19 protein-coding genes and 8 tRNA genes are annotated in these 22,222 nt (G+C 66.1%); 21 read left to right on the plus strand and 6 right to left on the minus strand.

Annotated features, from left to right (window positions below; genetic code table 11):
• Positions 1 to 82: 82 nt before the first annotated feature.
• The 4 genes from ppk1 to RTY46_RS04100 all read right to left on the minus strand — a co-directional run bounded on the left by ppk1 (position 83) and on the right by RTY46_RS04100 (position 6,072).
• Complete coding sequence (gene ppk1 / locus RTY46_RS04085; RefSeq protein WP_312706782.1) at positions 83 to 2,170, minus strand: polyphosphate kinase 1; 2,088 nt, start codon at positions 2,168 to 2,170, stop codon at positions 83 to 85.
• Between the two features lie 4 nt (positions 2,171 to 2,174).
• Complete coding sequence (gene phoR / locus RTY46_RS04090) at positions 2,175 to 3,506, minus strand: phosphate regulon sensor histidine kinase PhoR (protein WP_312706783.1); 1,332 nt, start codon at positions 3,504 to 3,506, stop codon at positions 2,175 to 2,177.
• Positions 3,507 to 3,610: 104 nt separating this feature from the next.
• The gene (phoB, locus tag RTY46_RS04095) at positions 3,611 to 4,300 is read right to left on the minus strand and encodes a phosphate regulon transcriptional regulator PhoB (RefSeq protein ID WP_108748700.1); all 690 of its coding nucleotides are present in this window, start codon (positions 4,298 to 4,300) and stop codon (positions 3,611 to 3,613) included.
• A 116-nt stretch (positions 4,301 to 4,416) separates the two neighbouring features.
• Complete coding sequence (locus RTY46_RS04100) at positions 4,417 to 6,072, minus strand: M48 family metalloprotease (protein WP_312706784.1); 1,656 nt, start codon at positions 6,070 to 6,072, stop codon at positions 4,417 to 4,419.
• A gap of 134 nt (positions 6,073 to 6,206) precedes the next feature.
• Between RTY46_RS04100 and grxC the strand changes: the two genes are divergently transcribed.
• The 6 genes from grxC to RTY46_RS04130 all read left to right on the plus strand — a co-directional run bounded on the left by grxC (position 6,207) and on the right by RTY46_RS04130 (position 10,631).
• Entirely contained in the window at positions 6,207 to 6,497 is a 291-nt protein-coding gene (gene grxC / locus RTY46_RS04105; protein WP_312706785.1) for a glutaredoxin 3, read from the plus strand.
• Complete coding sequence (locus RTY46_RS04110; RefSeq protein ID WP_312706786.1) at positions 6,494 to 6,886, plus strand: carboxymuconolactone decarboxylase family protein; 393 nt, start codon at positions 6,494 to 6,496, stop codon at positions 6,884 to 6,886. The genes grxC and RTY46_RS04110 overlap by 4 nt, the downstream gene beginning before the upstream one ends.
• A 350-nt stretch (positions 6,887 to 7,236) precedes the next feature.
• Positions 7,237 to 8,241 (plus strand): isocitrate dehydrogenase, encoded by a 1,005-nt coding sequence (locus tag RTY46_RS04115; RefSeq protein WP_199934493.1) that lies wholly within the window; start codon positions 7,237 to 7,239, stop codon positions 8,239 to 8,241.
• A gap of 133 nt (positions 8,242 to 8,374) precedes the next feature.
• Positions 8,375 to 8,785, plus strand: coding sequence for a hypothetical protein (locus RTY46_RS04120; RefSeq protein WP_312706787.1), 411 nt, complete (start codon positions 8,375 to 8,377; stop codon positions 8,783 to 8,785).
• A gap of 148 nt (positions 8,786 to 8,933) precedes the next feature.
• Positions 8,934 to 9,677 carry a cysteine hydrolase gene (locus RTY46_RS04125; protein ID WP_312706788.1) on the plus strand — a complete coding sequence of 248 codons (744 nt, stop codon included), beginning with the start codon at positions 8,934 to 8,936 and terminating at the stop codon, positions 9,675 to 9,677.
• Between the two features lie 51 nt (positions 9,678 to 9,728).
• The gene (locus RTY46_RS04130; RefSeq protein ID WP_312706789.1) at positions 9,729 to 10,631 is read left to right on the plus strand and encodes a LysR family transcriptional regulator; all 903 of its coding nucleotides are present in this window, start codon (positions 9,729 to 9,731) and stop codon (positions 10,629 to 10,631) included.
• Between the two features lie 3 nt (positions 10,632 to 10,634).
• On the opposite strand, the gene RTY46_RS04135 is transcribed toward RTY46_RS04130, so the two are convergent.
• Complete coding sequence (locus tag RTY46_RS04135; RefSeq protein WP_312706790.1) at positions 10,635 to 11,267, minus strand: flavin reductase family protein; 633 nt, start codon at positions 11,265 to 11,267, stop codon at positions 10,635 to 10,637.
• A 73-nt stretch (positions 11,268 to 11,340) separates the two neighbouring features.
• Positions 11,341 to 12,099 carry a Bax inhibitor-1/YccA family protein gene (locus RTY46_RS04140; RefSeq protein WP_312706791.1) on the minus strand — a complete coding sequence of 253 codons (759 nt, stop codon included), beginning with the start codon at positions 12,097 to 12,099 and terminating at the stop codon, positions 11,341 to 11,343.
• Positions 12,100 to 12,292: 193 nt separating this feature from the next.
• Here RTY46_RS04140 and RTY46_RS04145 point away from each other — a divergent pair.
• From RTY46_RS04145 to RTY46_RS04215, 15 genes are all read left to right on the plus strand, one after another.
• Positions 12,293 to 12,369 (plus strand) — tRNA-Pro (locus tag RTY46_RS04145).
• Between the two features lie 39 nt (positions 12,370 to 12,408).
• Positions 12,409 to 12,485: transfer RNA gene (locus RTY46_RS04150), tRNA-Arg, on the plus strand.
• 175 nt (positions 12,486 to 12,660) lie between these two features.
• Positions 12,661 to 12,737: transfer RNA gene (locus RTY46_RS04155), tRNA-His, on the plus strand.
• A gap of 79 nt (positions 12,738 to 12,816) precedes the next feature.
• Positions 12,817 to 12,892, plus strand: a tRNA-Lys gene (locus RTY46_RS04160).
• A gap of 150 nt (positions 12,893 to 13,042) precedes the next feature.
• Positions 13,043 to 13,118, plus strand: a tRNA-Lys gene (locus RTY46_RS04165).
• Positions 13,119 to 13,319: 201 nt separating this feature from the next.
• The gene (locus RTY46_RS04170; RefSeq protein WP_312706792.1) at positions 13,320 to 13,649 is read left to right on the plus strand and encodes a hypothetical protein; all 330 of its coding nucleotides are present in this window, start codon (positions 13,320 to 13,322) and stop codon (positions 13,647 to 13,649) included.
• Between the two features lie 65 nt (positions 13,650 to 13,714).
• On the plus strand, positions 13,715 to 15,049 hold the full coding sequence (locus RTY46_RS04175) for a chloride channel protein (RefSeq protein WP_312706793.1): 1,335 nt from the start codon (positions 13,715 to 13,717) through the stop codon (positions 15,047 to 15,049).
• A gap of 75 nt (positions 15,050 to 15,124) precedes the next feature.
• Positions 15,125 to 15,209: transfer RNA gene (locus RTY46_RS04180), tRNA-Leu, on the plus strand.
• Positions 15,210 to 15,397: 188 nt separating this feature from the next.
• Positions 15,398 to 16,693: a trigger factor gene (gene tig / locus RTY46_RS04185; RefSeq protein ID WP_312706794.1), complete on the plus strand. Its 1,296-nt coding sequence runs from the start codon at positions 15,398 to 15,400 to the stop codon at positions 16,691 to 16,693.
• A 76-nt stretch (positions 16,694 to 16,769) separates the two neighbouring features.
• Entirely contained in the window at positions 16,770 to 17,396 is a 627-nt protein-coding gene (gene clpP / locus RTY46_RS04190; RefSeq protein WP_312706796.1) for an ATP-dependent Clp endopeptidase proteolytic subunit ClpP, read from the plus strand.
• Between the two features lie 127 nt (positions 17,397 to 17,523).
• Positions 17,524 to 18,813 (plus strand): ATP-dependent Clp protease ATP-binding subunit ClpX, encoded by a 1,290-nt coding sequence (gene clpX / locus RTY46_RS04195; RefSeq protein WP_312706797.1) that lies wholly within the window; start codon positions 17,524 to 17,526, stop codon positions 18,811 to 18,813.
• Positions 18,814 to 18,955: 142 nt separating this feature from the next.
• Entirely contained in the window at positions 18,956 to 21,406 is a 2,451-nt protein-coding gene (gene lon, locus RTY46_RS04200) for an endopeptidase La (RefSeq protein ID WP_108748714.1), read from the plus strand.
• A 218-nt stretch (positions 21,407 to 21,624) separates the two neighbouring features.
• Positions 21,625 to 21,897 (plus strand): HU family DNA-binding protein, encoded by a 273-nt coding sequence (locus RTY46_RS04205; RefSeq protein ID WP_004146343.1) that lies wholly within the window; start codon positions 21,625 to 21,627, stop codon positions 21,895 to 21,897.
• An 11-nt stretch (positions 21,898 to 21,908) separates the two neighbouring features.
• Positions 21,909 to 21,983 (plus strand) — tRNA-Val (locus RTY46_RS04210).
• A gap of 26 nt (positions 21,984 to 22,009) precedes the next feature.
• Positions 22,010 to 22,086, plus strand: a tRNA-Asp gene (locus RTY46_RS04215).
• The last annotated feature ends 136 nt before the right edge of the window (positions 22,087 to 22,222 follow it).

The raw sequence follows: 22,222 nt of genomic DNA on the forward strand, positions 1-22,222 counted from the left end.
GTTGAATCGCTTCTGTAGAGTCGAGCCATGCTCGACTGCTTTTGCTGTAGCTAGGTGTCGACCTTGGTCGACACCCGCCGGGTCACAGCCCTTGCATCAACGCCATCTGTGCCGAATGCGGCGCTTCATCGTGGGCCGGCGCACGCTTGTGGTACACGCCCTCGGCATCCAGCTCCCACGCGTTGAGGTTGTCGTCCAGGTAGTTCTGCAGCACTTCGCGGTACACCCGCTTGGCCAGTTCCGGGTCCAGGATCGGGAAGCCGGTTTCGACCCGGCGCAGCAGGTTGCGTTCCAGCCAGTCGGCGCTGGCGCAATACAGTTCCGGGGCGCCGTCATTGCCGAACCAGTACACCCGGCTGTGTTCCAGGAAACGGCCGACGATGGAGCGCACGCGGATGGAGTCCGACACGCCCGGCACGCCCGGGCGCAGGGTGCAGGCGCCGCGGATGATCAGGTCGATCTGCACCCCGGCCTGCGATGCGGCGTACAGGGCGCGCACCACCTGCGGTTCGTTCAGTGCGTTCATCTTGGCGATGATGCGCGCCGGGCGGCCGGCCGCGGCGATGCGGGTTTCGCGCTCGATCCGGCCCAGGATGCCGGCGTGCAGGGTGAAGGGCGACTGCAGCAGGCGCTTGAGCTTCATCTTCGAGGCCAGCCCGGACAGCTGCTGGAACAGCAGGTGCACGTCGTTGCCGATGTCTGCATCGGCGGTGATCAGGCTGATGTCGGTGTACGCGCGGGCGGTGCCGCTGTGGTAGTTGCCGGTGCCCAGGTGCACGTAGCGGCGCAGCTTGCGGCCTTCGCGGCGCACGATCAGCAGCATCTTGGCGTGGGTCTTGTAGCCCACCACGCCGTACACCACCTGTACGCCGGCTTCCTGCAGGCGGTCGGCCAGGCCCAGGTTGGCCTCTTCGTCGAAGCGCGCGCGCAGTTCCACAACTACGGTCACGTCCTTGCCGTTGCGTGCGGCCTGGATCAGTGCCTCCACGATCTGCGAGTCCTTGCCGGTGCGGTACAGGGTCTGCTTGATCGCCAGTACGTTCGGGTCGATCGCCGCCTGCTTGATCAGGTCCAGCACCGCACTGAAGGCATCGAACGGGTGATGCAGCAGCAGGTCCTGGCGGGCCACAGTGTCGAAGATGCCGTCGCTGTCGCGCAGCGTTCGCGGGGTCATCGGCGGGTACTTCAGATCCGGCTGCGCGATCAGGTCGTACAGCTGGATGATGCGGTTGAGATTCACCGGGCCGTCGATGCGGTACACCGCGTTTTCTGTCAGGCCGAAGTTCTGCAGCAGGGTGCGCACGATCTCGCGCGGCATGTCATGGGCAATCTCCAGCCGCACCGCCGGCCGGTAGCCGCGGTCCACCAGTTCGTCGCGCAGGGCCAGCGCCAGGTTCTCCACTTCTTCCTCGTCCACCACCAGTTCCGAATTGCGGGTGACGCGGAACTGGTAGGCGCCCTGGACTTCCATGCCCGGGAACAGCTCGTCCACGAAGGTGGACAGTACCGAGGACAGGAACACGAAGTTCTGCGGGCCGCCCAGCTTTTCCGGCAGCTGGATGATGCGCGGCAGCGAACGCGGCGCACGCACGATGGCCAGGTGGCCAGCGCGACCGAACGCATCGGTGCCCTTCAGCACCACCACGATGTTCAGCGATTTGTTGAGGATCTTCGGGAACGGATGCGCCGGGTCCAGGCCCAGCGGCGACAGCACCGGCATGATCTCGTTGCGGAAGTACGCGCGCAGCCAGCGGCGCTGGCGGTCGCTCCAGGAATGGCGGCCGAGCACGCCGATGCCCGCCTCCATCAACGCCGGGCGCAGGGTCTCGTTCCAGCAGCGGTACTGCTGGTCCACCAGTTCGGCGGCGCGCTCGTGGATGGCGTTGAGGATGGTCTGCGGGCTCATGCCGTCCGGGGCCGGCGGCAGGCCGAATTCCTGCGCGTGGCGCACGGCCGCAGCGCGGATCTCGAAGAACTCGTCCAGGTTGGTGCAGGAAATGCACATGAAGCGCAGGCGCTCCAGCAGCGGCACCTGCGGGTCCATGGCCTGGGCCAGCACGCGGAAGTTGAAATCCAGCTGCGACAGTTCGCGGTTGATGTACAGCGCCGGATCGCGCAACGGATCGTTGTCCGGGCTCACGGGGAGGGGGAGGGATCCGAGGCTGCTCATGGCGTCATTCTTCGATGGAAGTCAGGGGGGCGGTGTCGCGCGTTCGTACGTGGTCGGCATCGAAATGGCAGGCGAACACCGAGCCCTTGCCCACTTCGCTGTCGATCTCCAGCCGTGCGTGGTGCAGGCCAAGGATGTGCTTGACGATGGACAGGCCCAGCCCGGTGCCACCGCTTTCGCGCGAACGGCTGCTGGACACGCGATAGAAGCGTTCGGTCAGGCGCGGAAGGTGGTTGGCGGGAATGCCGTAGCCGGTATCGCGCACGGCAAGCACCACGCCGTCGCCTTCGCGGCGGAACTGCACGTCGATGCGGCCACCTGCAGGCGTGTAGCGCACGGCATTGGTCACCAGGTTGGAGAAGGCACTGTGCAGTTCCTTGGTTGAACCCTGCAGGTCCACCCCGGCCAGATCCTCCACACTGATCTGGTGGCGGCCCTGGCTGTGTGCCTCGGCTTCGCGGCGCAGGGTGGCCAGCATCGGCTGCATGGCCACGGTCTCTGCCTCGCTGTGTTCCTGCGACTCCAGCCGCGACAGGGTCAGCAGATCTTCCACCAGCTGGGCCATGCGCTGGCTCTGCTTGCGCATTTCTTCCAGCATCGGGCCGGTACCCGGGAAATCCTCCGGGTCCATCATGTCCAGATAGCCATGCACCACGGTCAGCGGCGTGCGCAGTTCGTGCGACACGTTGGCCACGAAATCGCGGCGGACCTGTTCCAGGCGCAGCAGCTTGCTGACATCGCGCGCGATCAGCAGCCAGTAGTCCTGCGAGTAGGGAATCAGCCGCAGGTTCAGGCGGATGGCCGGGTCCACCGGCGAGGGCACGTCCAGGATCGGTTCGGCGTTGCGGCCGCCGGCCAGCCAGTGCGCCAGCGGCATCGGTTGCAGGCGGTCCACCAGTGCTTCGCCCAGATCGCCGGGGTGGTGCAGGCCGAGCAGGGCGGTGGCCGCTTCGTTGAACCACTGCACGCGCTGGCTGTTGCGGTCCAGTACCACCACCGCATCGGGCAGGGCAGCGGCGGCGGCGCGGTAGCTGCGCAGCATGTCCAGCAGGCGGCGCTTGCGCACGCGCATTTCCACTTGGTTGCGGTACAGCAGGCGGTCCAGCTCGTTCCACACGCCGGACCCTTCCTCGGCGGTTTCCCAGCGCTGGCGCGCGGTCAGCCGGCGCAGCACGCTGCGCAGGCGCCAGTAGTGCCAGGCCAGCGTGGCCAGTGCGGCCAGTGCGATGCACAACCACAGATGCCCGCTCATCCCCCCGACCACGCCGGCCAGCAGCACTATCGCCGCCACGGAGGCCAGCGTCTTCAACCAGGCGGAGCGGATGTGGCGGGGCATTGCGGTCTCGTCGTTGGAGGCGGCGGTTCACGCGGTGAACCGAGGGTTATAGCAGAGATGCCGACACCGGCACCGGCAGGTGCGCGGTGCCGGCACGACGAGGCTCAGGTGGCGGTGGAGAAGCGGTAGCCGGCGCCGCGCACGGTCTGCACCATGTTCTCGGCATTGAACGGTTCCAGCGTCTTGCGCAGGCGGCGGATGTGCACGTCGATGGTGCGCTCTTCCACGTACACGCTGCCGCCCCACACATGGTCCAGCAGCTGCGCGCGGGTGTAGACGCGCTCGGGGTGGGTCATGAAGAAGTGCAACAGACGGTATTCGGTCGGGCCGATCGGCACCGGCTGGTCGTTGGCGAATACGCGATGGGCGGCGCCGTCGATGCGGATCGGGCCGACCGACACGCTGCCGTCCTCGTCGTCATCGCGGGCGCGGCGCATGACCGCGCGGATGCGGGCCAGCAGCTCGCGGGCCGAAAACGGCTTGACCACGTAGTCGTCCACACCGGCTTCCAGACCACCGACGCGGTCATTTTCCTCGCCGCGTGCGGTCAGCATGATGATCGGCACTTCGCGGGTCAGGGTTTCCTTGCGCCAGCGGCGGGCCAGGTCCAGCCCGCTGGTGCCGGGCAGCATCCAGTCCAGCAGGATCAGGTCGGGCACGCGGTCGGCAATGGCGGTCTGGGCTTCGCGGGCATCGCCAGCGTGTACGGGCTCGTAGTCGCCCTTGCGCAGGGCGAAGGCGACCATTTCTCGGATCGCGGGCTCGTCATCGACGATCAGGATGCGTTTCTGCACGAGGACACCGTAGGGCTCGGTTACTGGAGTGGTGCCAGTAGACTACGGTTTGATGACATGTTTGTGACGACCCGGCCGAATAAATGACCGGCTGCCATCGGCCGGTCATGCGCGCCTCAGCGGCGGTCGAGTTCCGGGTCCTGTACGCCCTGGCGGCGCAGCTCCAGCACGGTGGGGGTGATCGCCTCGATACGTGCATCCACGCGGGCGCGGCCCACGTAATCCAGTTCCGGGTTGCGCTTCAGAGCCTGCAGCTGCAGCAGGGCCTGCTCCGGGCGGCCGCCCAGGAAGGCGGCTTCGGCGTAGGCCTCGCTGGCGCGCACGCTGTCCCCGGCCAGTTCACTGGCACGGGCGTACCGCTGCTGGAAGACCGGATCGTTACCACTTTGCGACAGCAGTGGGCGCAGCATGGCCTGTGCGCGCTGGCCGGCCTCGCGGCCGCCCTGTTCGTTCAGGATCTCGGCATAGGTCAGGGCGACCGGCCGGCTGTTAGGGTGCTGGCGCAGCAGCTGCTCGAAGCGCGCGTTGGCCTGGGCGGGCTGGCCCGAGCGCGATTCGGCTTCGGCCAGGGCCAGTGCCAGCCACAGGTTGTCCGGGTGGGTCTGGGCCAAGTCGGCCAGCGCCTGGCGCGACTGCAGCGCACCGCTGCGGCCCCCGCGCATGCCGGCCAGGGCCTGGCCATAACGCTGCGCATCGGTCAGCCCGGTCTTCTGCCGTTTGGCCAGATCGGCGTACTCGCGGTCCACGTCGCCGCTGCTGTCGCCGCTGAGCACGCGCAGGCGCTCGCGGGCCCACTCGAAATCACCACTGGGGCCGCGGTTGAGCTGGCCGATCGGCAGGCGCAGCACGTTGCCGGGCAGCAGCGGGTTGTTGCCGCGCAACAGCGGCTCGGACAGGCTGGGGTCGGCAGGATTCACCCGTTCCTTGCGTTCACCACCGGGCGTGGTGGTGGTCAGCACCACCGTGTCCTTCTTCATCTGCTCGGCACGCGCCTTGGCTTCGCTGATGCGCGTGGTATTGACCGGGTGGGTGCGCAGGAAGTCGGGAATGCTGTAGCCGCCGTCGTTGCCGCGCATGGCCGCCGACATGCGTTCGAAGAAGCCGGCCATCGCGTCCACGTCATAGCCGCTGCGCGACAGGGTGCGGATGCCCAGACGGTCGGCCTCGGATTCGTTGGAACGGGTGTAGTTGATCTGCCGCTGCTGAATCAGGCCCATGCCCGAACTGATCGCGGCCATGGTCGCGTTGCCGGAGGAGGAGCTGTTGCTGGCCTGGGCGGCCACCACTGCCGCCAGCATGCCCAGCAGGATCGGAATCTGGTCGCGCTGGGCCCGTTCCACCCCGCGCAGCACGTGCTGCTGGGTGACGTGGGCGATTTCATGGGACAGCACCGCGGCCACTTCATCTTCGCGCTCGGCGGTCAGCACCAGCCCCGCGTTGACCCCGATATAGCCGCCCAGGGTGGCGAAGGCGTTGATCTGCCGGTCCTTCATCATGAAGAAGGTGTACGACTGCCGGGGCTGGTCGCTGTTGGAGCCCAGACGGGTGCCCATGGTCTGCAGCCAGTCGTTCACCAGGGGGTCGTCCAGCAGGTAACCGTAGTTGCGCAGTTCGCGCAGCATCATGGCCCCGTACTCGGCCTGGCGGGCCGGGGTCAGCAGCTCGCCGGCCGACGAACCGATGTCGGGCAGCTTTTCCTGGGCGCGGGCCAGCGGCATGGCCAGGGCCAGGGTCACGGCGGTGGTCAGCAGCAGGGCTCGCAAGCGGGACATCCTCGGGGCAGGGCGGGCACAGCGTGGCAGGACAGGGGGCAACCCTTCGTTAATCCACAGTGTTGCGGTGGTGGCGTGGAAATTCCAGCGCACCGGTACCATATACAGACCGTCGATCCATCGTGGAGTTTCCCGTGACAGCCCAGCCCTCCAGCGCCAGCCCCGCCATCACCCTCTATTCCACCGCCGTCTGCCCGTACTGCGTGGCCGCCAAGAACTTCCTCAAGAGCAAGGGCCAGCAGTGGACCGAGGTCCGCATCGACCTGGATCCGGCCGAGCGCGAGAAGATGATGGCGCTGACCCGCCGTACCAGCGTGCCGCAGATCTTCATCGGGGATGTCCACGTCGGCGGTTACGACGACATGATGGCCCTGCACCGTGAAGGCAAGCTCGAGCCGCTGCTGGCCGGGCAGGGCCAGGCATGAGCGCGGCAGACGACGGCAGCAAGGACCGCATCGCCGAATTCACCGCGTTCCGCAAGCGCATGAACGAGCGCATCCTGGGCGAGCCGAACCAGGTCGTGCGCCGCTTCTTCGCGCTGGACACGCAGACCTACCAGGCCGGCGCGCTGGATGTGAAGACCAAGGAACTGCTGGGTCTGGTCGCCTCGATGGTGCTGCGCTGCGATGACTGCATCAGCTACCACGTGGCCCAGTGCAAGGAGGCCGGGGTGAGCCGCGAAGAGTTCTTCGAGACCTTCTCGGTCGGCCTGGTGGTGGGCGGTTCGATTGTCATTCCGCACCTGCGCCGCGCGGTCGATTTCCTCGACCAGCTGGAAGGCGGCGCCGCCGCCCCCGAAGCGCACGAGCACTGAGGCAACGCCGGGCCACGCCCGGCGTCCACCTGAACGAACAGCCGCCGGCCACGCCCCGGCGCCGGCGCCCCCCACTGCGCGGGGGGCCCCGGCGCCGGCGCCCCCCACTGCGCGGGGGGCCTTTCCCGCGATCCGACCGCCCAGGAGCCCCTTCTTGTTGAAGGGGCGCGCCGACAGGCGGGGGTAGAGGAGGAATGCGCGGGCAATTCTGCCTGAGCCGGGGACTGGGACCATGGTCTATTTGGGACCTCGGCCCCGGCTCAGGCATAATTGCGGGTGAAACTTCCTTTGCGCCGGCGTTTCCGGGCACGTCCGGACGGCGTACTTCCCCCTGTTCGGAACATCGATCAATGACGCAGAAAATTACGGTCATCCGCGGCGACGGCATCGGCCCGGAAATCATGGACGCCACCCTGTACGTGCTGGACCAGCTGAACGCTGGCCTGGAGTACGAAGACGCTGACGCCGGCCTGGTGGCGCTGGAAAAGCATGGCGACCTGATGCCGGCGGTGACCCTGGAATCGATCGCGCGCAACAAGGTGGCGCTGAAGAGCCCGCTGACCACCCCGGTCGGTGGTGGCTTCACCTCGATCAACGTCAGCCTGCGCCGCCATTTCGACCTGTACGCCAATGTGCGTCCGGCCCACACCTTCCCGAACACCAAGTCGCGTTTCGACAACGTCGACCTGATCACCGTTCGTGAGAACACCGAAGGCGCTTACCTGGCTGAGGGTCAGGAAGTCTCGGCCGATGGTGAGACCGCGTTCTCGGGCACCCGCATCACCCGCAAGGGCTCCGAGCGCATCGTGCGCTACGCCTTCGAGCTGGCCCGCAGCGTCGGCCGCAAGAAGGTCACCGCCGTGCACAAGGCCAACATCATCAAGTCGACCTCGGGCCTGTTCCTGAACGTTGCCCGTGAAGTGGCCGCGCAGTACCCGGACATCGAGTTCCAGGAAATGATCGTCGACAACTGCTGCATGCAGTTGGTGATGCGTCCGGAACAGTTCGACGTGATCGTGACCACCAACCTGTTCGGCGACATCATCTCCGACCTGTGTGCCGGTCTGGTCGGCGGCCTGGGCCTGGCCCCGGGTGCCAACATCGGCAAGGACGCGGCGATCTTCGAAGCCGTGCACGGCACCGCGCCGGACATCGCCGGCCAGGGCAAGGCCAACCCGTGCGCGCTGCTGCTGGCCGCCGCACAGATGCTGGACCATATCGGCCAGCCGGAAAACGCCGAGCGCCTGCGCAAGGCCATCGTGGCCACCATGGAAGCCAAGGATTCGCTGACCGGCGACCTCGGCGGCACCGGCACCACCATGGGCTTTGCCAAGGCCATCGCCAGCCGCCTGTAAGCGGCTGCGCCTTCCTGCTGGGGATCGTTTCAGGCGATGTCCAGTACAGGCAGGAAGTGTTGAAGACGGGCCGTTCTTGGACGGCCCGTCTGCGTTTTCAACGGAGGTTTTCACCGAAAGGATGTTTTTTCAGATGCCCGAAGCGGCTGTGTGGGTCGTGGCGGCCGTTGCCGTCTATGCCATCGGCGTGGCGATCTACGCCACCTTCTACTGGCCGTGGTCCCGCGCCCAGCGCGCGCTGCGCCGCCTGCGTAAGCAGGGCGTGCCCCTGCGCCGCCTGCGGGAGAGCGAGGCGCGCATCCTGCGGCTGATCGAATTTCCAGCAGGGCTGCCTGTGTATCTGCTCGAAGGCAATTGTGCGGCGTTCGTGATCAGGCTCCAGTTTTCTCCGCCCGAGCACGTACAGACGCTGGCCGGCGTGCCAGTGAAGTATCCGCCAGGCCTCGCAGGTGCCGTGCGTGGCGGCAGCAATACCGCCGAAGTGGTGCTGGGGCGCGACCACGCGATGATCGTGCGGCTCAACGGGGTCAAGCTGGCGTCTTAGCGGCGAGCCGTGCTCTACGCAGCGCAATCGAGCATGGCTCGACTCGCCTGTGCGTTTTCTGCACAGATCATGTGCTCTTGCGCGGCTGGTTCGTGCGTCGTCCGCACCACATCCTGTGCCCACTTTCCCCTCGCACAGGAGTTGCCCCATGAACCTTACCGCTTTCGGCCTGGCCAGCCTGATCGGCATGGCCACCACCGCTCCGGTCGCCGCGGCCGAGCCGGCCCATCCCACCATCCGCCATATGGCCGGCGCGCCGACGGTAGCGGCCCTGGATGCCGCCCGCACCGCCGTGCTGGTGATCGACTTCCAGAACGAGTACTTCGATGCCAGCGCCGCGTCTGGCTTCAGCGGCGGCCGCATGGTCATTCCCGATGGGGTGGTGGCGCTGCGACAGGCCAAGCGCGTGGTCGAGTTCGCCGATGCCAATGGCATCCGCGTGATCCATGTGCAGCACGTGCTGCCGGCCGGCGCGCCGCTGTTCGCGCAGGGCAGCGTCAATGCCGCATTCCACCGTGACCTGCAGCCGCGCAGCGGCGAAACCGTGGTGCAGAAGGACAACGTCAGCGTGTTCGCGGGTGCCTCGGCCGCCGTGCTGGACAAGACGCTGAAGGACGCCGGCATCGACACCCTGATCGTGACCGGCCTGCAGACCCATGCCTGCGTGGTCGGCGCTGCCCGTGATGCCGCCGCGGCCCCGCGTGGCTACCGGGTGATGGTGGCCGGCGATGCCACCGCCAGCCGCGACCTGGATCTGGCCGGCGGCCAGCGCATCGGCCATCGCGCGCTGCATGAAGCATCGCTGGCGCAGATCGAAGATGCGTTCGGTGAGGTCCTCAGCACCGATGCGATCCTGGCGCTGCCGGTGCGCAAGACCGGCGACGGCGCTTGATAAGCTGGCGGGGCCCGCAGCTGGCGGGCCCCGCCGCAGGAGCCGTGCCCGATGGATCATCTTGCTACGTTGCGGGCGCTGCGCGCGATCGTCGAAACGGGCAGTTTCACTGCGGCTGCCGAACGGCTGGGCACCACCCATTCGGCCATGTCACGGCAGCTGCGACAGTTGGAAGAGCACCTGCAGGTGCGGCTGCTTGATCGCAACAGTCGCCGCATGTCGCTCACCGAGGCCGGGCGCGACTACTACCGCGAGGCCGTGAGCCTGCTCGATCGGCTTGAGGCGGCCGACGACCGCGCCCGCGCCGGCCAGGCGCAGCCCAGCGGACGCCTGCGCATCAGCGTGCCGCAGGTGGTGGCCAGCCAGGAGTTGCCGCACTGGTTGCCGGGTTTCCTGGCGCGTTACCCGCAGGTGTCGCTGGACCTGTCAGCCGATGACCAGCTGGTAGACGTGGTGGGCGGTGGGTTCGATCTTGCGCTGCGCATCGCGCCGTCGCTGCCGGACAGCCAGCTGGTGGCACGCGAACTGGCCCGCTGTCCGCGCATCCTGGTGGCTGCCCCGGCCTATCTGGCCCAGCATGGGCTGCCGCGGCAGGCGCCGGATCTGCAGCAGCACACGCTGCTGGGCTTCAGCCCGACCGCAGCCAGTGCGCCCTGGCACCTGCAAGGGCCGCGCGGAGCTACGGCCAGCATCGAGGCCGGGCAGCGCGTGCGCGTGGATGCCACGCCGGCGCTGCATGCGGCCGTGCTGGCGGGCATGGGCATCAGTCTGTTCACCGCGCTGACCGTGCAGGAGGACCTGCGTGCCGGTCGCCTTATTCATGTACTGCCAACCTGGCATGGCGGACAGCGCTGCTACTTCGCCCTGTATCCGCACGCGCGTGCGCTGGCGCCCAAGGTGCGGGCGCTGGTGGAGTACCTGGCCACGCACTACGCTGCGTGGCGAAGCGCGTGACCTTCAGGCGGCACGGAACATGCGGAAGCGCTGTTCGGCGCTGACTCGGAAGTAGTCTGCCGGGCCGCCACCGCGCAGGATGGGGTCGCCGGCGGCGGTGTCGTAGATGCCATCGACGAGCAGGCGCTGATCGATGTGTACGGCCACCACTTCACCCAGCACCAGCCACCCATTGGTGTCCTGCCCGGCCGCATCGCGCAGGCGCACGATCTGGGTGCAGCGGCACTCCATGCTGACCGGGCTCTGCGCCACGCGCGGCGGCCGCACCTGGGTGGAGGTCAGTGGGGCCAGCCCGGCCAAAGCGAACTCATCCACGTCCGGTGGCACCGCGCGGCAACTCTCGTTCATCGCTTCGGCCAGCGCGAACGTGGCCAGGTTCCAGACGAACTCGCCGGTGGCCTCGATGTTGTGCAGCGAATCCTTGCGGCCCTGGCTGGAGAAGCCAATGATCGGCGGGGTGTAGTTGAACGCGTTGAAGAAGCTGTAGGGCGCCAGGTTCAGCGCGCCCTCGGCGTTGCAGCTGGAGATCCAGCCGATCGGTCGCGGGCCGATGATGGCGTTGAACGGATCGTGCGGCAGGCCGTGGCCCTCGGCCGGGCGGTAACTGTGGAAGCGGGGGAGGGACGTGTTCTGCATGGCGTGGGGTTCCAGATGAAAAAAACCGCGACCCTTGCGGATCGCGGCTTGTCGTTTACAGCCCTGTCTGCGATCAGCGCTGCTGGATCTTCGACAGCAGGCGCAGGAATTCGACGTACAGCCAGACCAGGGTCACCATCAGGCCGAATGCGCCGTACCACTCCATGTACTTCGGCGCGCGCTGGGCGACACCGCTTTCGATGAAGTCGAAATCCAGCACCAGGTTCAGTGCGGCCACCACCACCACGAACAGGCTGAAGGCGATGCCCAGCCAGCCGGAGCTATGAATCACCGGCACGTTGATGTTGAAGAAGCCCAGCACGAACGAGGCCAGGTAGAGCAGGGCGATGCCGCCGGTGGCGGCGACCACGCCCAGCTTGAAGTTCTCGGTCGCCTTGATCACGCCGCTGCGGTAGGCCATCAGCAGGGCGAACAGGGTGCCGAAGGTCAGCAGCACGGCCTGGAACACGATGCCCGGGAAGCGCAGCTCGAACACCGCCGAAATGGCGCCCAGGAACAGGCCTTCCACCAGCGCGTACAGCGGCGCGGTCACCGGCGACCATTCCTTCTTGAACACGGTGATCAGTGCCAGTACGAGGCCGCCGATGGCGCCGCCCATGGCGTACAGCTTCGCCCCGGCCATCACCTGGCCGTAGTCGTCCACGGTCTGGTTCCAGGCGAAGGCAGCGGTCAGCACGGTCAACAGCAGCAGGATGCCGGTCTTGTTGACGGTGCCATTGAGGGTCATGGCCTGGTCGGGCTGGGTCACCACCGAGCCGCTGGCCAGGTCCAGGAAGGTCGACTCGGAAAGAGCCGGGTTGCCGCTGCGCATGCGAAGTCTCCGTGCGAAAAGGGGATCGATACGGCCATCCGGCCGCTGGCTGCGAGCATAGCCGATGGCTGCTTACGCTGCTGTGGTGGTCGTGCTGCGGCGCCTTGGTTGCTACCGGCCGCGTTGACAGGCTGCGCCACGCTTGGCCACAATGGCCAGCTCGCCGGGCGTCTGCCTGGGGAGACGCATCAACCGGGGTATAGCGCAGTCTGGTAGCGCGCCTGCTTTGGGAGCAGGATGTCGGGGGTTCGAATCCCTCTACCCCGACCAATCCCACGCCATGTCGGATTGGACGCCGTTCCGGTTCGGGCGCCCGTAGCTCAACTGGATAGAGCACCGGCCTTCTAAGCCGGCGGTTACAGGTTCGATTCCTGTCGGGCGCGCCATCGGCGCGACAGTCCAGGGTATCGCTGGTGCGATGTGAAGAAGTGCTTGCAAAAGCGCGGCGGCTGCACCAGAATGTCGGACTCGCTTCGGCGGATCGGAACTTCGGTGACGGCCCCGGGCAACGTATCAAGCTTCAACGCCAGCAGCATCGGCGGTGCGGCGAAAGTTTCAGTGGTGGCTGTAGCTCAGTTGGTTAGAGTACCGGATTGTGATTCCGGTGGTCGGGGGTTCGAATCCCCTCAGCCACCCCACTGATTCAACCGCATCGGCAACGCCGACACGGTATTGCAATAAACGGAATGCACGTTACAATGTGCGTCTGAGTTTCACGGGCTGTTAGCTCAGTTGGTAGAGCAGTTGACTCTTAATCAATAGGTCCAAGGTTCGAATCCTTGACAGCCCACCAAGACGGAAGCCACCTGGTCAACCAGGTGGCTTTTTTCTTCAGATGTAACCCTTCGCGATGGATCGCCGGTTGCAGTGCTTGTTTCAACGATGTTGAAGAAAGTGCTTGCAATGCCCTCGCGGATCGGGCCATAATTCGCGCCCCGATTTCGGGCTGTTAGCTCAGTTGGTAGAGCAGTTGACTCTTAATCAATAGGTCCAAGGTTCGAATCCTTGACAGCCCACCAAGACGAAAGCCACCTGGTCCGCCAGGTGGCTTTTTTCTTTTCTGCGCCATTTGCTACAGGTGCTTGGCGCCTCAGCCCCGCATCCGTGCCACATGCGTCAGCGATGTTCTGCAGGGTGTGCGCTGCATCCCAGCGCGCTCCCGGCGGGTACGTCCCAATGGAGATTCCGCGCCGCCGTGCGCATCTTCCAGGAATGCTCTGATGATCAAGATGTCCCACCCCGCCGCGGTCGTGGCAATGCTTGCCGCAATGATCACTGCGGGTTGTGTCGCAGATGACCCGCCGGTACAGGCGGAGGCTGCCGTGGCAGTGCCCGATCCGGCGCACACCGTCGAACGCCCGCAGGGCACTGCGTTCCAGCCCGCGCAGCCGCTGGATCCCGCCGAAGGGCAGCCGTCCGCTCTCGCAGGCGTCGCCGTGCAGCGCTCGGCCGATGGGCAGGCAATGCAGATCCGTCAGCTGGACGAAGCCGAGGCGGCCGCGGCGGGCGACGATGCCCGGCCCGCCCGGCCGGTCGATCCCGCTCCCTGACCCCGGCAAGGGGGACGGCCAAGCCCTGCACAGTGCCTGCGCGGTGGGGGTGGGAAAATACGGGCATGGATCCCGATACCTCCCACTCCCGCCCGCGCTGGCTGGGTTCGCGCCAGCAATGGCTGGAACGCCTGGCCCTGTGGGGCGGCGCGGTGGCCGTGGCGCTGGCCGCGATTGTCTTCGCCAAGGCCAGCGACGCGGCCTTCGCCGTGTTCCGTCGCGTGCACGATGCCTCGCCGTGGTGGCCGCTGCTGCTGACCCCGGCGCTGTTCGCCCTGCTGGCCTGGCTGACCCAGGGCATTCTGCGGCCGACCCGGGGCAGTGGCATTCCCCAGGTCATCGCCGCGCTGGACACGCCTGATCGCGCCTTCCGCAGGCAGAACCTGTCGTTGCCGGTGTCGCTGGGCAAGCTGGGCCTGACCGTGCTGGCCTTGCTGGGCGGTGCGTCGGTGGGCCGCGAAGGGCCCACCGTGCACATCGGCGCCAGCCTGATGTACGTGATCGGCCGTGCGCTGGGCTTCCGCGATCCGCGCCAGGCGACCCACTTCCTGCTGGCCGGTGGCGCGGCCGGTATCGCCGCCGCCTTCAATACGCCGCTGGCCGGCGTGGTGTTCGCCATCGAAGAGCTGTCCGGGCGCTTCGAACACCGCTTCTCCGGCACCCTGCTGACCGCGGTCATCGTGGCCGGCGTGGTGTCGCTGGGCCTGCTCGGCAACTACACCTATTTCGGCCGGGTCAGCGCCACCCTGCCGCTGGGCATGGGCTGGCTGGCCGTGCTGCTGTGCGGCTTGGTGGGTGGCCTGGCCGGTGGCTTGTTCAGCCGGATGGTGCTGGCGGCAGTGGATGGCCGGCCGCGCTGGCTGGGGCGCAGCCGCGCCGCCCAGCCGGTGCTGTTCGCCGGCGCCTGTGGTCTGGCCCTGGCCGTGCTGGGCCTGGTGTTTGGTCTGGGGGCATTCGGTACCGGTTACGACCAGGCCCGCGAACTGGTGCAGGGCGGTGGCGGGGTAGGGCACAGCTTCGGTTTGATGAAGTTTGCGGCCAACCTGGTGTCGTACGTGGCTGGCATTCCCGGCGGTCTGTTCTCCCCGGCCTTGGCCGTAGGCGCGGGCATCGGCCACAACCTGGCCGTGCTGCTGCCGGGCGTGGACCCGGCCGCGGTGGTGGTGCTGGGTATGTGCGCCTACCTGACCGGCGTGACCCAGGCACCGCTTACCTCGGCGGTCATTTCGCTGGAACTGACCGACACCAGTGACATGCTGCTGCCGATCCTGGCGGCGGTCCTGCTGGCGCGTGTTGCCTCGTCGTGGGTCTGCCATGTGCCCATCTACCGCGCGCTGGCCGAGCGCCTGACCGCCGCGATGCCGGCGCCGGCGCCGCCTGCCAGCACGCCAGGTCCCTGAATCCAGCGTGTTCAGCTTTGTCACGCCTTCCGCTTTGCAGCCCCGCCTGCGACAATGAACGTCTGTGCCGGCCACGCGAAAGTGGCGGAATTGGTAGACGCCCTGGATTTAGGTTCCAGTGCCGCAAGGCGTGGGGGTTCGAGTCCCCCCTTTCGCACCAGTGCCGGCCTGTCCCCGCCCTGATCGGGCCCTGCGCGGCTGCTTGACCGCCGCGCGCTGGCAGTACACGCCGAATTGGGCGAAACTAAAGGGCTGCGGCAATGCAGGCGCGTCCCAGACGCCGTGTCCTTACAACCGATTCATCCATCATCGAGCCGGGGGCGAGCGCCGCCGGTGGCAGGAGTCAACATGCAAGCTTCGATCGAATCCACCGGCAACCTGGAACGCCGCCTGAGCTTCTCGCTGCCGGAAGACCGTCTGCAGAGCCACATCAGCGGCCGCCTGGGCGAAATCGCCCGTACCACCCGCATCAAGGGTTTCCGTCCGGGCAAGGTGCCGGCCAAGGTGATCGAGCAGCGTTTCGGCGCGCAGGTCCGTGGCGAGGCGCTGGACGGCCTGCTGCGCGAAACCTTCGACGCGGCCGTGCGTGAGCACGACCTGCGCATCGTCGGCAGCCCGCGCATCGACAAGGGCGAAGAAGGCGAATTCTCCTTCGTGGCCACCGTGGAAGTGGTGCCGGACTTCGGCGACATCGACGTCAGCAAGCTGACCGTGGTGCGTCATTCGGCCGAGATCACCGATGCCGACATCGACCAGATGATCGAAAACCTGCAGAACCAGCGTCGCACCTGGGCCCCGGTCAGCCGTGGCGCGCAGGACGGTGACCTGGTCGCGGTGGAAACCTGGTCGCAGGCCGGCGAAGAGCGCCTGCCGGCCGAGGGCACCGAGAAGGGTTCGATCGTGCTCGGCCAGGGCATGATGTTCGACACCATTGAAAAGGGCCTGGTCGGCCTGGCCAAGGGTGAAGAGAAGACCCTGGACGTGGACTTCCCGGCTGACTGGCGCGTGCCGGTGCTGGCCGGCAAGACCGTGCAGGTCACCGTGAAGGTGGCCGAAGTGTCCGAGCCGGTCGTGCCGGCGGTGGACGAAGCCTTCATCAAGAGCTTCGGCGTCAAGGGCGGCGACGTCGAGCAGTTCCGCAGCGACATCCGCGCCAACCTGGAGCGCGAGCTGAAGGGCGCGCTGATGAACCGCCTGCGCCGCGAAGTGGGTGAGCAGCTGATCGCCGCCTATTCGTCGGTGGAAATGCCGCCGCGCCTGGTCGAGAACGAAGCCCGCGCCATGCTGGCCCAGCAGGTCGAGCAGGCCCGCCGCAACGGCCAGAACGTCGGCCAGGTGCCGGCCGATGCCCACGAAGGCTTCAAGGACGCGGCTGCCAAGCGCGTGCTGGTCGGCCTGGTGGTGGGTGAAGTGGCCCGCGGCAACGACCTGCGCCTGGACCCCAAGCGCCTGAACGAAACGATGCGCCTGATCGCCTCGACCTACGAAGAGCCGGAGCAGGTCATTGAGATGTACCGCAACGACCCCCAGCTCATGTCGGGTCTGCAGAACCGTGTGATGGAAGAGCAGGTGATCGACTGGATCGCCGAGCGCGCCCAGCACACCGAAGAAAAGCTGTCGTTCCAGGACGCGATCCGCCAGTAAGATCGGGCGGATCGTCCCAAACCCCGCGCCAGCCCTGGCGCGGGGGTGTTTCCCCCCAAGATAGGTACCTCACGAAATGGACAACCGGACCAAAGCCCTGAACATGGTGCCCATGGTGGTCGAGCAGACCAGCCGCGGCGAGCGTGCCTACGACATCTATTCGCGCCTGTTGAAGGAGCGCCTGATCTTCCTCGTGGGCCCGATCGACGATCACATGGCCAACGTGGTGGTGGCGCAGCTGCTGTTCCTGGAAGCGGAAAACCCGGAAAAGGACATCAGCATCTACATCAACTCGCCGGGTGGCGTGGTCACCGCCGGTATGGCGATCTACGACACCATGCAGTACATCAAGCCGGACGTCAGCACTATCTGCGTCGGCCAGGCCGCTTCGATGGGCGCGCTGCTGCTGGCCTCGGGCGCTGCCGGCAAGCGTTATGCGCTGCCGAACTCGCGCGTGATGATCCACCAGCCGCTGGGCGGCTTCCAGGGCCAGGCGACCGATATCGACATCCACGCCCGCGAGATCCTGACCCTGCGTGCGCGCCTGAACGAGGTGCTGGCCAAGCACACCGGCCAGTCGCTGGAAACGATCGCCCGTGACACCGAACGCGACAACTTCAAGAGCGCGGTTGACTCGGTGGCCTACGGCCTGGTCGACCAGGTGCTGGAGCGTCGTCCGGAAGAGTCGATCCAGGCCGGCTGATCGGCCTTCACGGGGCCTGCAAGGCCTCGTTCCTGCAGGGTCGGACCGGGACTGGCGTCCCTCCGGCCCTGTGCTATTCTCGAATCGAACCCCCGTTCAGCGGGTGGGGTAACTGGGTAAGCGAAGCATGAGCGAAGACCGCCAAGGTCGTTCCACGGACACCGGCAAGATCCTCTACTGCTCTTTCTGCGGCAAGAGCCAGCATGAAGTGCGCAAGCTGATTGCGGGTCCGAGCGTGTTCATCTGTGATGAATGCGTAGAGCTGTGCAACGACATCATCCGCGAGGAACTTGAGGAAAAGGCGCAGTCGGCGCGCAGTTCGCTGCCCAAGCCGCGCGAGATCCTCGAGGTGCTCGATCAGTACGTGATCGGCCAGAACCGTGCCAAGCGCACCCTGGCCGTGGCCGTGTACAACCACTACAAGCGCATCGAGAGCCGGCAGAAGAACGACGACGTCGAACTGGCGAAGTCGAACATCCTGCTGGTCGGCCCGACCGGTTCGGGCAAGACGTTGCTGGCCGAAACCCTGGCCCGCCTGCTCAACGTGCCGTTCACCATGGCCGATGCCACCACGCTGACCGAAGCCGGTTACGTGGGCGAGGACGTGGAAAACATCATCCAGAAGCTGCTGCAGAAGTGCGACTACGATGTCGAGAAGGCGCAGCAGGGCATTGTCTACATCGATGAAATCGACAAGATCTCGCGCAAGAGCGAGAACCCGTCGATCACCCGCGACGTGTCCGGCGAAGGCGTGCAGCAGGCCCTGCTGAAGCTGATCGAAGGCACCGTGGCCAGCGTCCCGCCGCAGGGCGGCCGCAAGCATCCGCAGCAGGAATTCCTGCAGGTGGACACCAAGAACATCCTGTTCATCTGCGGCGGCGCGTTCGCCGGCCTGGACAAGGTGATCCAGCAGCGCTCCAACGACGCCGGCGGCATCGGCTTCGGCGCCAAGGTGAAGAGCACCGAGCGCAAGCAGGAAGTGGGCAAGGTGCTGGCCGAAGTCGAGCCGGAAGATCTGATCAAGTTCGGCCTGATTCCCGAGTTCGTCGGCCGCCTGCCGGTCGTGGCGACCCTGGAAGAGCTGGACGAGCCGGCCCTGATCAAGATCCTGACCGAGCCCAAGAACGCCATCACCAAGCAGTTCAAGAAGCTGTTCGAGATGGAGAACGTGGAGCTGGAGTTCCGCCCGGATGCCCTGTCGGCCATTGCCCGCAAGGCGCTGAAGCGCAAGACCGGTGCCCGCGGCCTGCGTACCATCGTCGAATCGGTCCTGCTGGACACTATGTACGACCTGCCGTCGCAGGAAAACGTCAGCAAGGTGGTGGTGGACGAATCGGTGATCGAACACAAGTCCGAGCCGTACCTGATCTACCAGACCCCGGCGGCCCCTGAACAGAAGGCCGCAGGCGCCGAATGACGCTTTCAAGCTGCTGATTTGAAAGTAGTTTTCACGAACGCCTTGCATCTGAAAGCCGATGGCCCCATAACGGGGCCATCGGCTTTTTTTGTCTCCGGAAGATGCCCTCCCGGAGACGGTTTTCCCCTTCCCTGGAGCCCCCATGGCCCGTTCCCCAAGTGAGACCCTCGACCTGCCGGTCCTGCCGCTGCGCGACGTAGTGGTGTTCCCGCACATGGTCATTCCGCTGTTCGTCGGCCGTGACAAGTCCATGCACGCGCTCGAACAGGCAATGGAGGCAGACAAGCGCATCCTGCTGCTGGCGCAGAAGTCCGCCGAAACCGACGACCCGCACGCGGCCGACCTGTACCAGGTCGGTACCCTGGCGCAGGTGCTGCAGCTGCTGAAGCTGCCCGACGGCACCATCAAGGTGCTTGTCGAAGGCCTGTCGCGCGTACAGGTCACCCACGTCGACGAGCGCGACGGCTCACTGCACGGCCAGGCCGTGGAGATCGAGGCCGAGGACGCACGCGAACCGCGCGAGATCGAGGCGATCGCCCGCTCGCTGATGTCGCTGTTCGAGCAGTACGTGAAGACCAACCGCAAGCTGCCGCCGGAACTGCTGCAGACACTGGCCGGGATCGACGAGCCGGCGCGCCTGGCCGACACCATCGCCGCGCACATCAGCGTGCGCCTGGCCGACAAGCAGCGCCTGCTGGAAACGCTGGCCGTGGGCGAGCGCCTGGAGATGCTGGTCGGTCTGGTCGACGGCGAGATCGACGTGCAGCAGATGGAAAAGCGCATCCGCGGCCGCGTGAAGTCGCAGATGGAAAAGAGCCAGCGCGAGTACTACCTCAATGAACAGATGAAGGCCATCCAGAAAGAACTGGGTGACCTGGACGATGCGCCGGGTGAGCTGGAAGAGCTGGCCCGCAAGATTGCCGAAGCCGGCATGCCCAAGGCGGTGGAAGCCAAGGCGCGCAACGAACTGAACAAGCTCAAGCAGATGTCGCCGATGTCGGCCGAAGCGGCCGTCGTGCGCAATTACCTGGAATGGCTGCTGGGCGTGCCGTGGAAGAAGCGCACCAAGGTGCGCAAGGACCTGAAGGCCGCGCAGGACACCCTGGACGCCGACCACTACGGTCTGGAGAAGGTCAAGGACCGCATCCTGGAATACCTGGCAGTGCAGTCGCGGGTGAAGCAGATGAAGGGCCCGATCCTGTGCCTGGTCGGCCCGCCGGGCGTGGGCAAGACCTCGCTGGGGCAGTCCATCGCCAAGGCCACCAACCGCAAGTTCGTGCGCATGTCGCTGGGCGGCGTGCGCGATGAGGCCGAGATCCGCGGCCACCGTCGCACCTATGTCGGTTCCATGCCGGGCCGCATCGTGCAGAACCTCAACAAGGTCGGCAGCAAGAACCCGTTGTTCGTGCTCGACGAGATCGACAAGATGTCGATGGACTTCCGTGGCGATCCGTCTTCGGCGCTGCTGGAAGTGCTCGATCCGGAACAGAACAACGCCTTCAACGACCACTATCTGGAAGTGGACCTGGACCTGTCCGAAGTGATGTTCGTGGCCACGTCCAATTCGCTGAACATTCCCGGCCCGCTGTTGGACCGCATGGAAGTGATCCGCATTCCCGGCTACACCGAGGATGAGAAGCTCAACATCGCCACCCGTTACCTGTCGCCGAAGCAGATCAAGGCCAACGGCCTGAAGCCGGAAGAGCTGGAGATCGGCAGCGATGCGATCCAGGACATCGTGCGTTACTACACGCGCGAATCGGGCGTGAGAAACCTGGAACGCGAAATTGCCAAGATCTGCCGCAAGGTGGTGAAGGAAATCGCGCTGGCCGGGCCGCAGGCGGCCAAGCCGAAGAAGGGTGCGAAGAAGTCCAAGGCGCTGGTCAGCGTGACCAGCAAGAATCTGGACAAGTACCTGGGTGTGCGTCGCTTCGACTTCGGTCGTGCCGAAGAAGAGAACGAGATCGGCCTGGTGACCGGCCTGGCCTGGACCGAAGTGGGTGGCGATCTGCTGCAGATCGAATCGACCCTGGTGCCGGGCAAGGGCCAGCTGATCCTGACCGGCCAGCTGGGCAACGTGATGAAGGAATCGGCCTCGGCCGCGCTGTCGGTGGTGCGTTCGCGCGCCGATGGTTTCGGCATCGATGGCGACTTCCTGCAGAAGCACGACGTGCATGTGCACGTGCCCGATGGCGCCACCCCGAAGGACGGCCCCAGTGCCGGTGCGGCCATGGTCACCTCGCTGGTGTCGATGCTGACCAAGGTGCCGGTGCGTGCCGATGTGGCGATGACCGGCGAGATCACCCTGCGTGGTCGCGTCACCGCCATCGGTGGCCTGAAGGAAAAGCTGCTGGCCGCACTGCGTGGCGGTATCCGCACGGTCATCATTCCCGAGGAGAACCGCAAGGATCTGGCCGACATTCCGGCCAACGTCACCCGCGATCTGCAGATCGTGCCGGTGAAGTACATCGAGGAAGTGCTCGACCTGGCCCTGGAGCGTCCGCTGGCGCCGAAGAAGGCACGCAAGAGTGCGCAGCGCGTCACGGTGCGTGGCAAGGGCAAACCGGCTTCGAACGCGCGCGTCAAGCATTGACGCGCGCTGTCGAAATGCTCGAAACCCGCGTCGTTGCTGGCTTTCCGGCTTGCGTGGGGGTAGGGCCGCTGGTATAAAAGCAGCACTCGCGAATGAGTGATCGCAATCGCTGATCGCTGAATTCGGCGAACCGTTTCCACATGGCGGCCGTGCGCAGTTGGCGTGCGGTTGCTTCCCTGTCGAATAAGCGGAACCCACCGCCAAAGGAGCTGTAAAGAATGAACAAGACCGAATTGATCGATGCCGTTGCTGAAGCCGCCGACCTGACCAAGGCCGAGTCCAGCCGCGCTGTCGATGCTGTCGTTGCTGCCGTCACCAAGGCGCTGAAGGACGGCGATGCGGTCACCCTGGTTGGCTTCGGTACCTTCCAGGTGCGCGACCGTGCCGCCCGTACCGGCCGCAACCCGAAGACCGGCGACACCATCAAGATCGCTGCTTCGAAGAATCCGTCGTTCAAGGCTGGTAAGGCCCTGAAGGATGCTGTAAACTAAGCGGCTCGCTGGGGTGCTTAGCTCAGCGGTAGAGCGTCTCCTTTACACGGAGAGGGTCGGGGGTTCGAAACCCTCAGCACCCACCACAGCACCGTAGTAAAAGTTTGAGTGTGGAGCGGTAGTTCAGCTGGTTAGAATGCTGGCCTGTCACGCCGGAGGTCGCGGGTTCGAGTCCCGTCCGCTCCGCCAGTTGCAAAGGCTTCCGGGCAACCGGGCGCCTTGTTTCCTTCCCGGCCCTGGCCGGGCGGAAGCAGAAAGGTTTACGACAACGTGGAGCGGTAGTTCAGCTGGTTAGAATGCTGGCCTGTCACGCCGGAGGTCGCGG

Source organism: Stenotrophomonas sp. (assembly GCF_032056425.1).
Taxonomy (GTDB): domain Bacteria; phylum Pseudomonadota; class Gammaproteobacteria; order Xanthomonadales; family Xanthomonadaceae; genus Stenotrophomonas.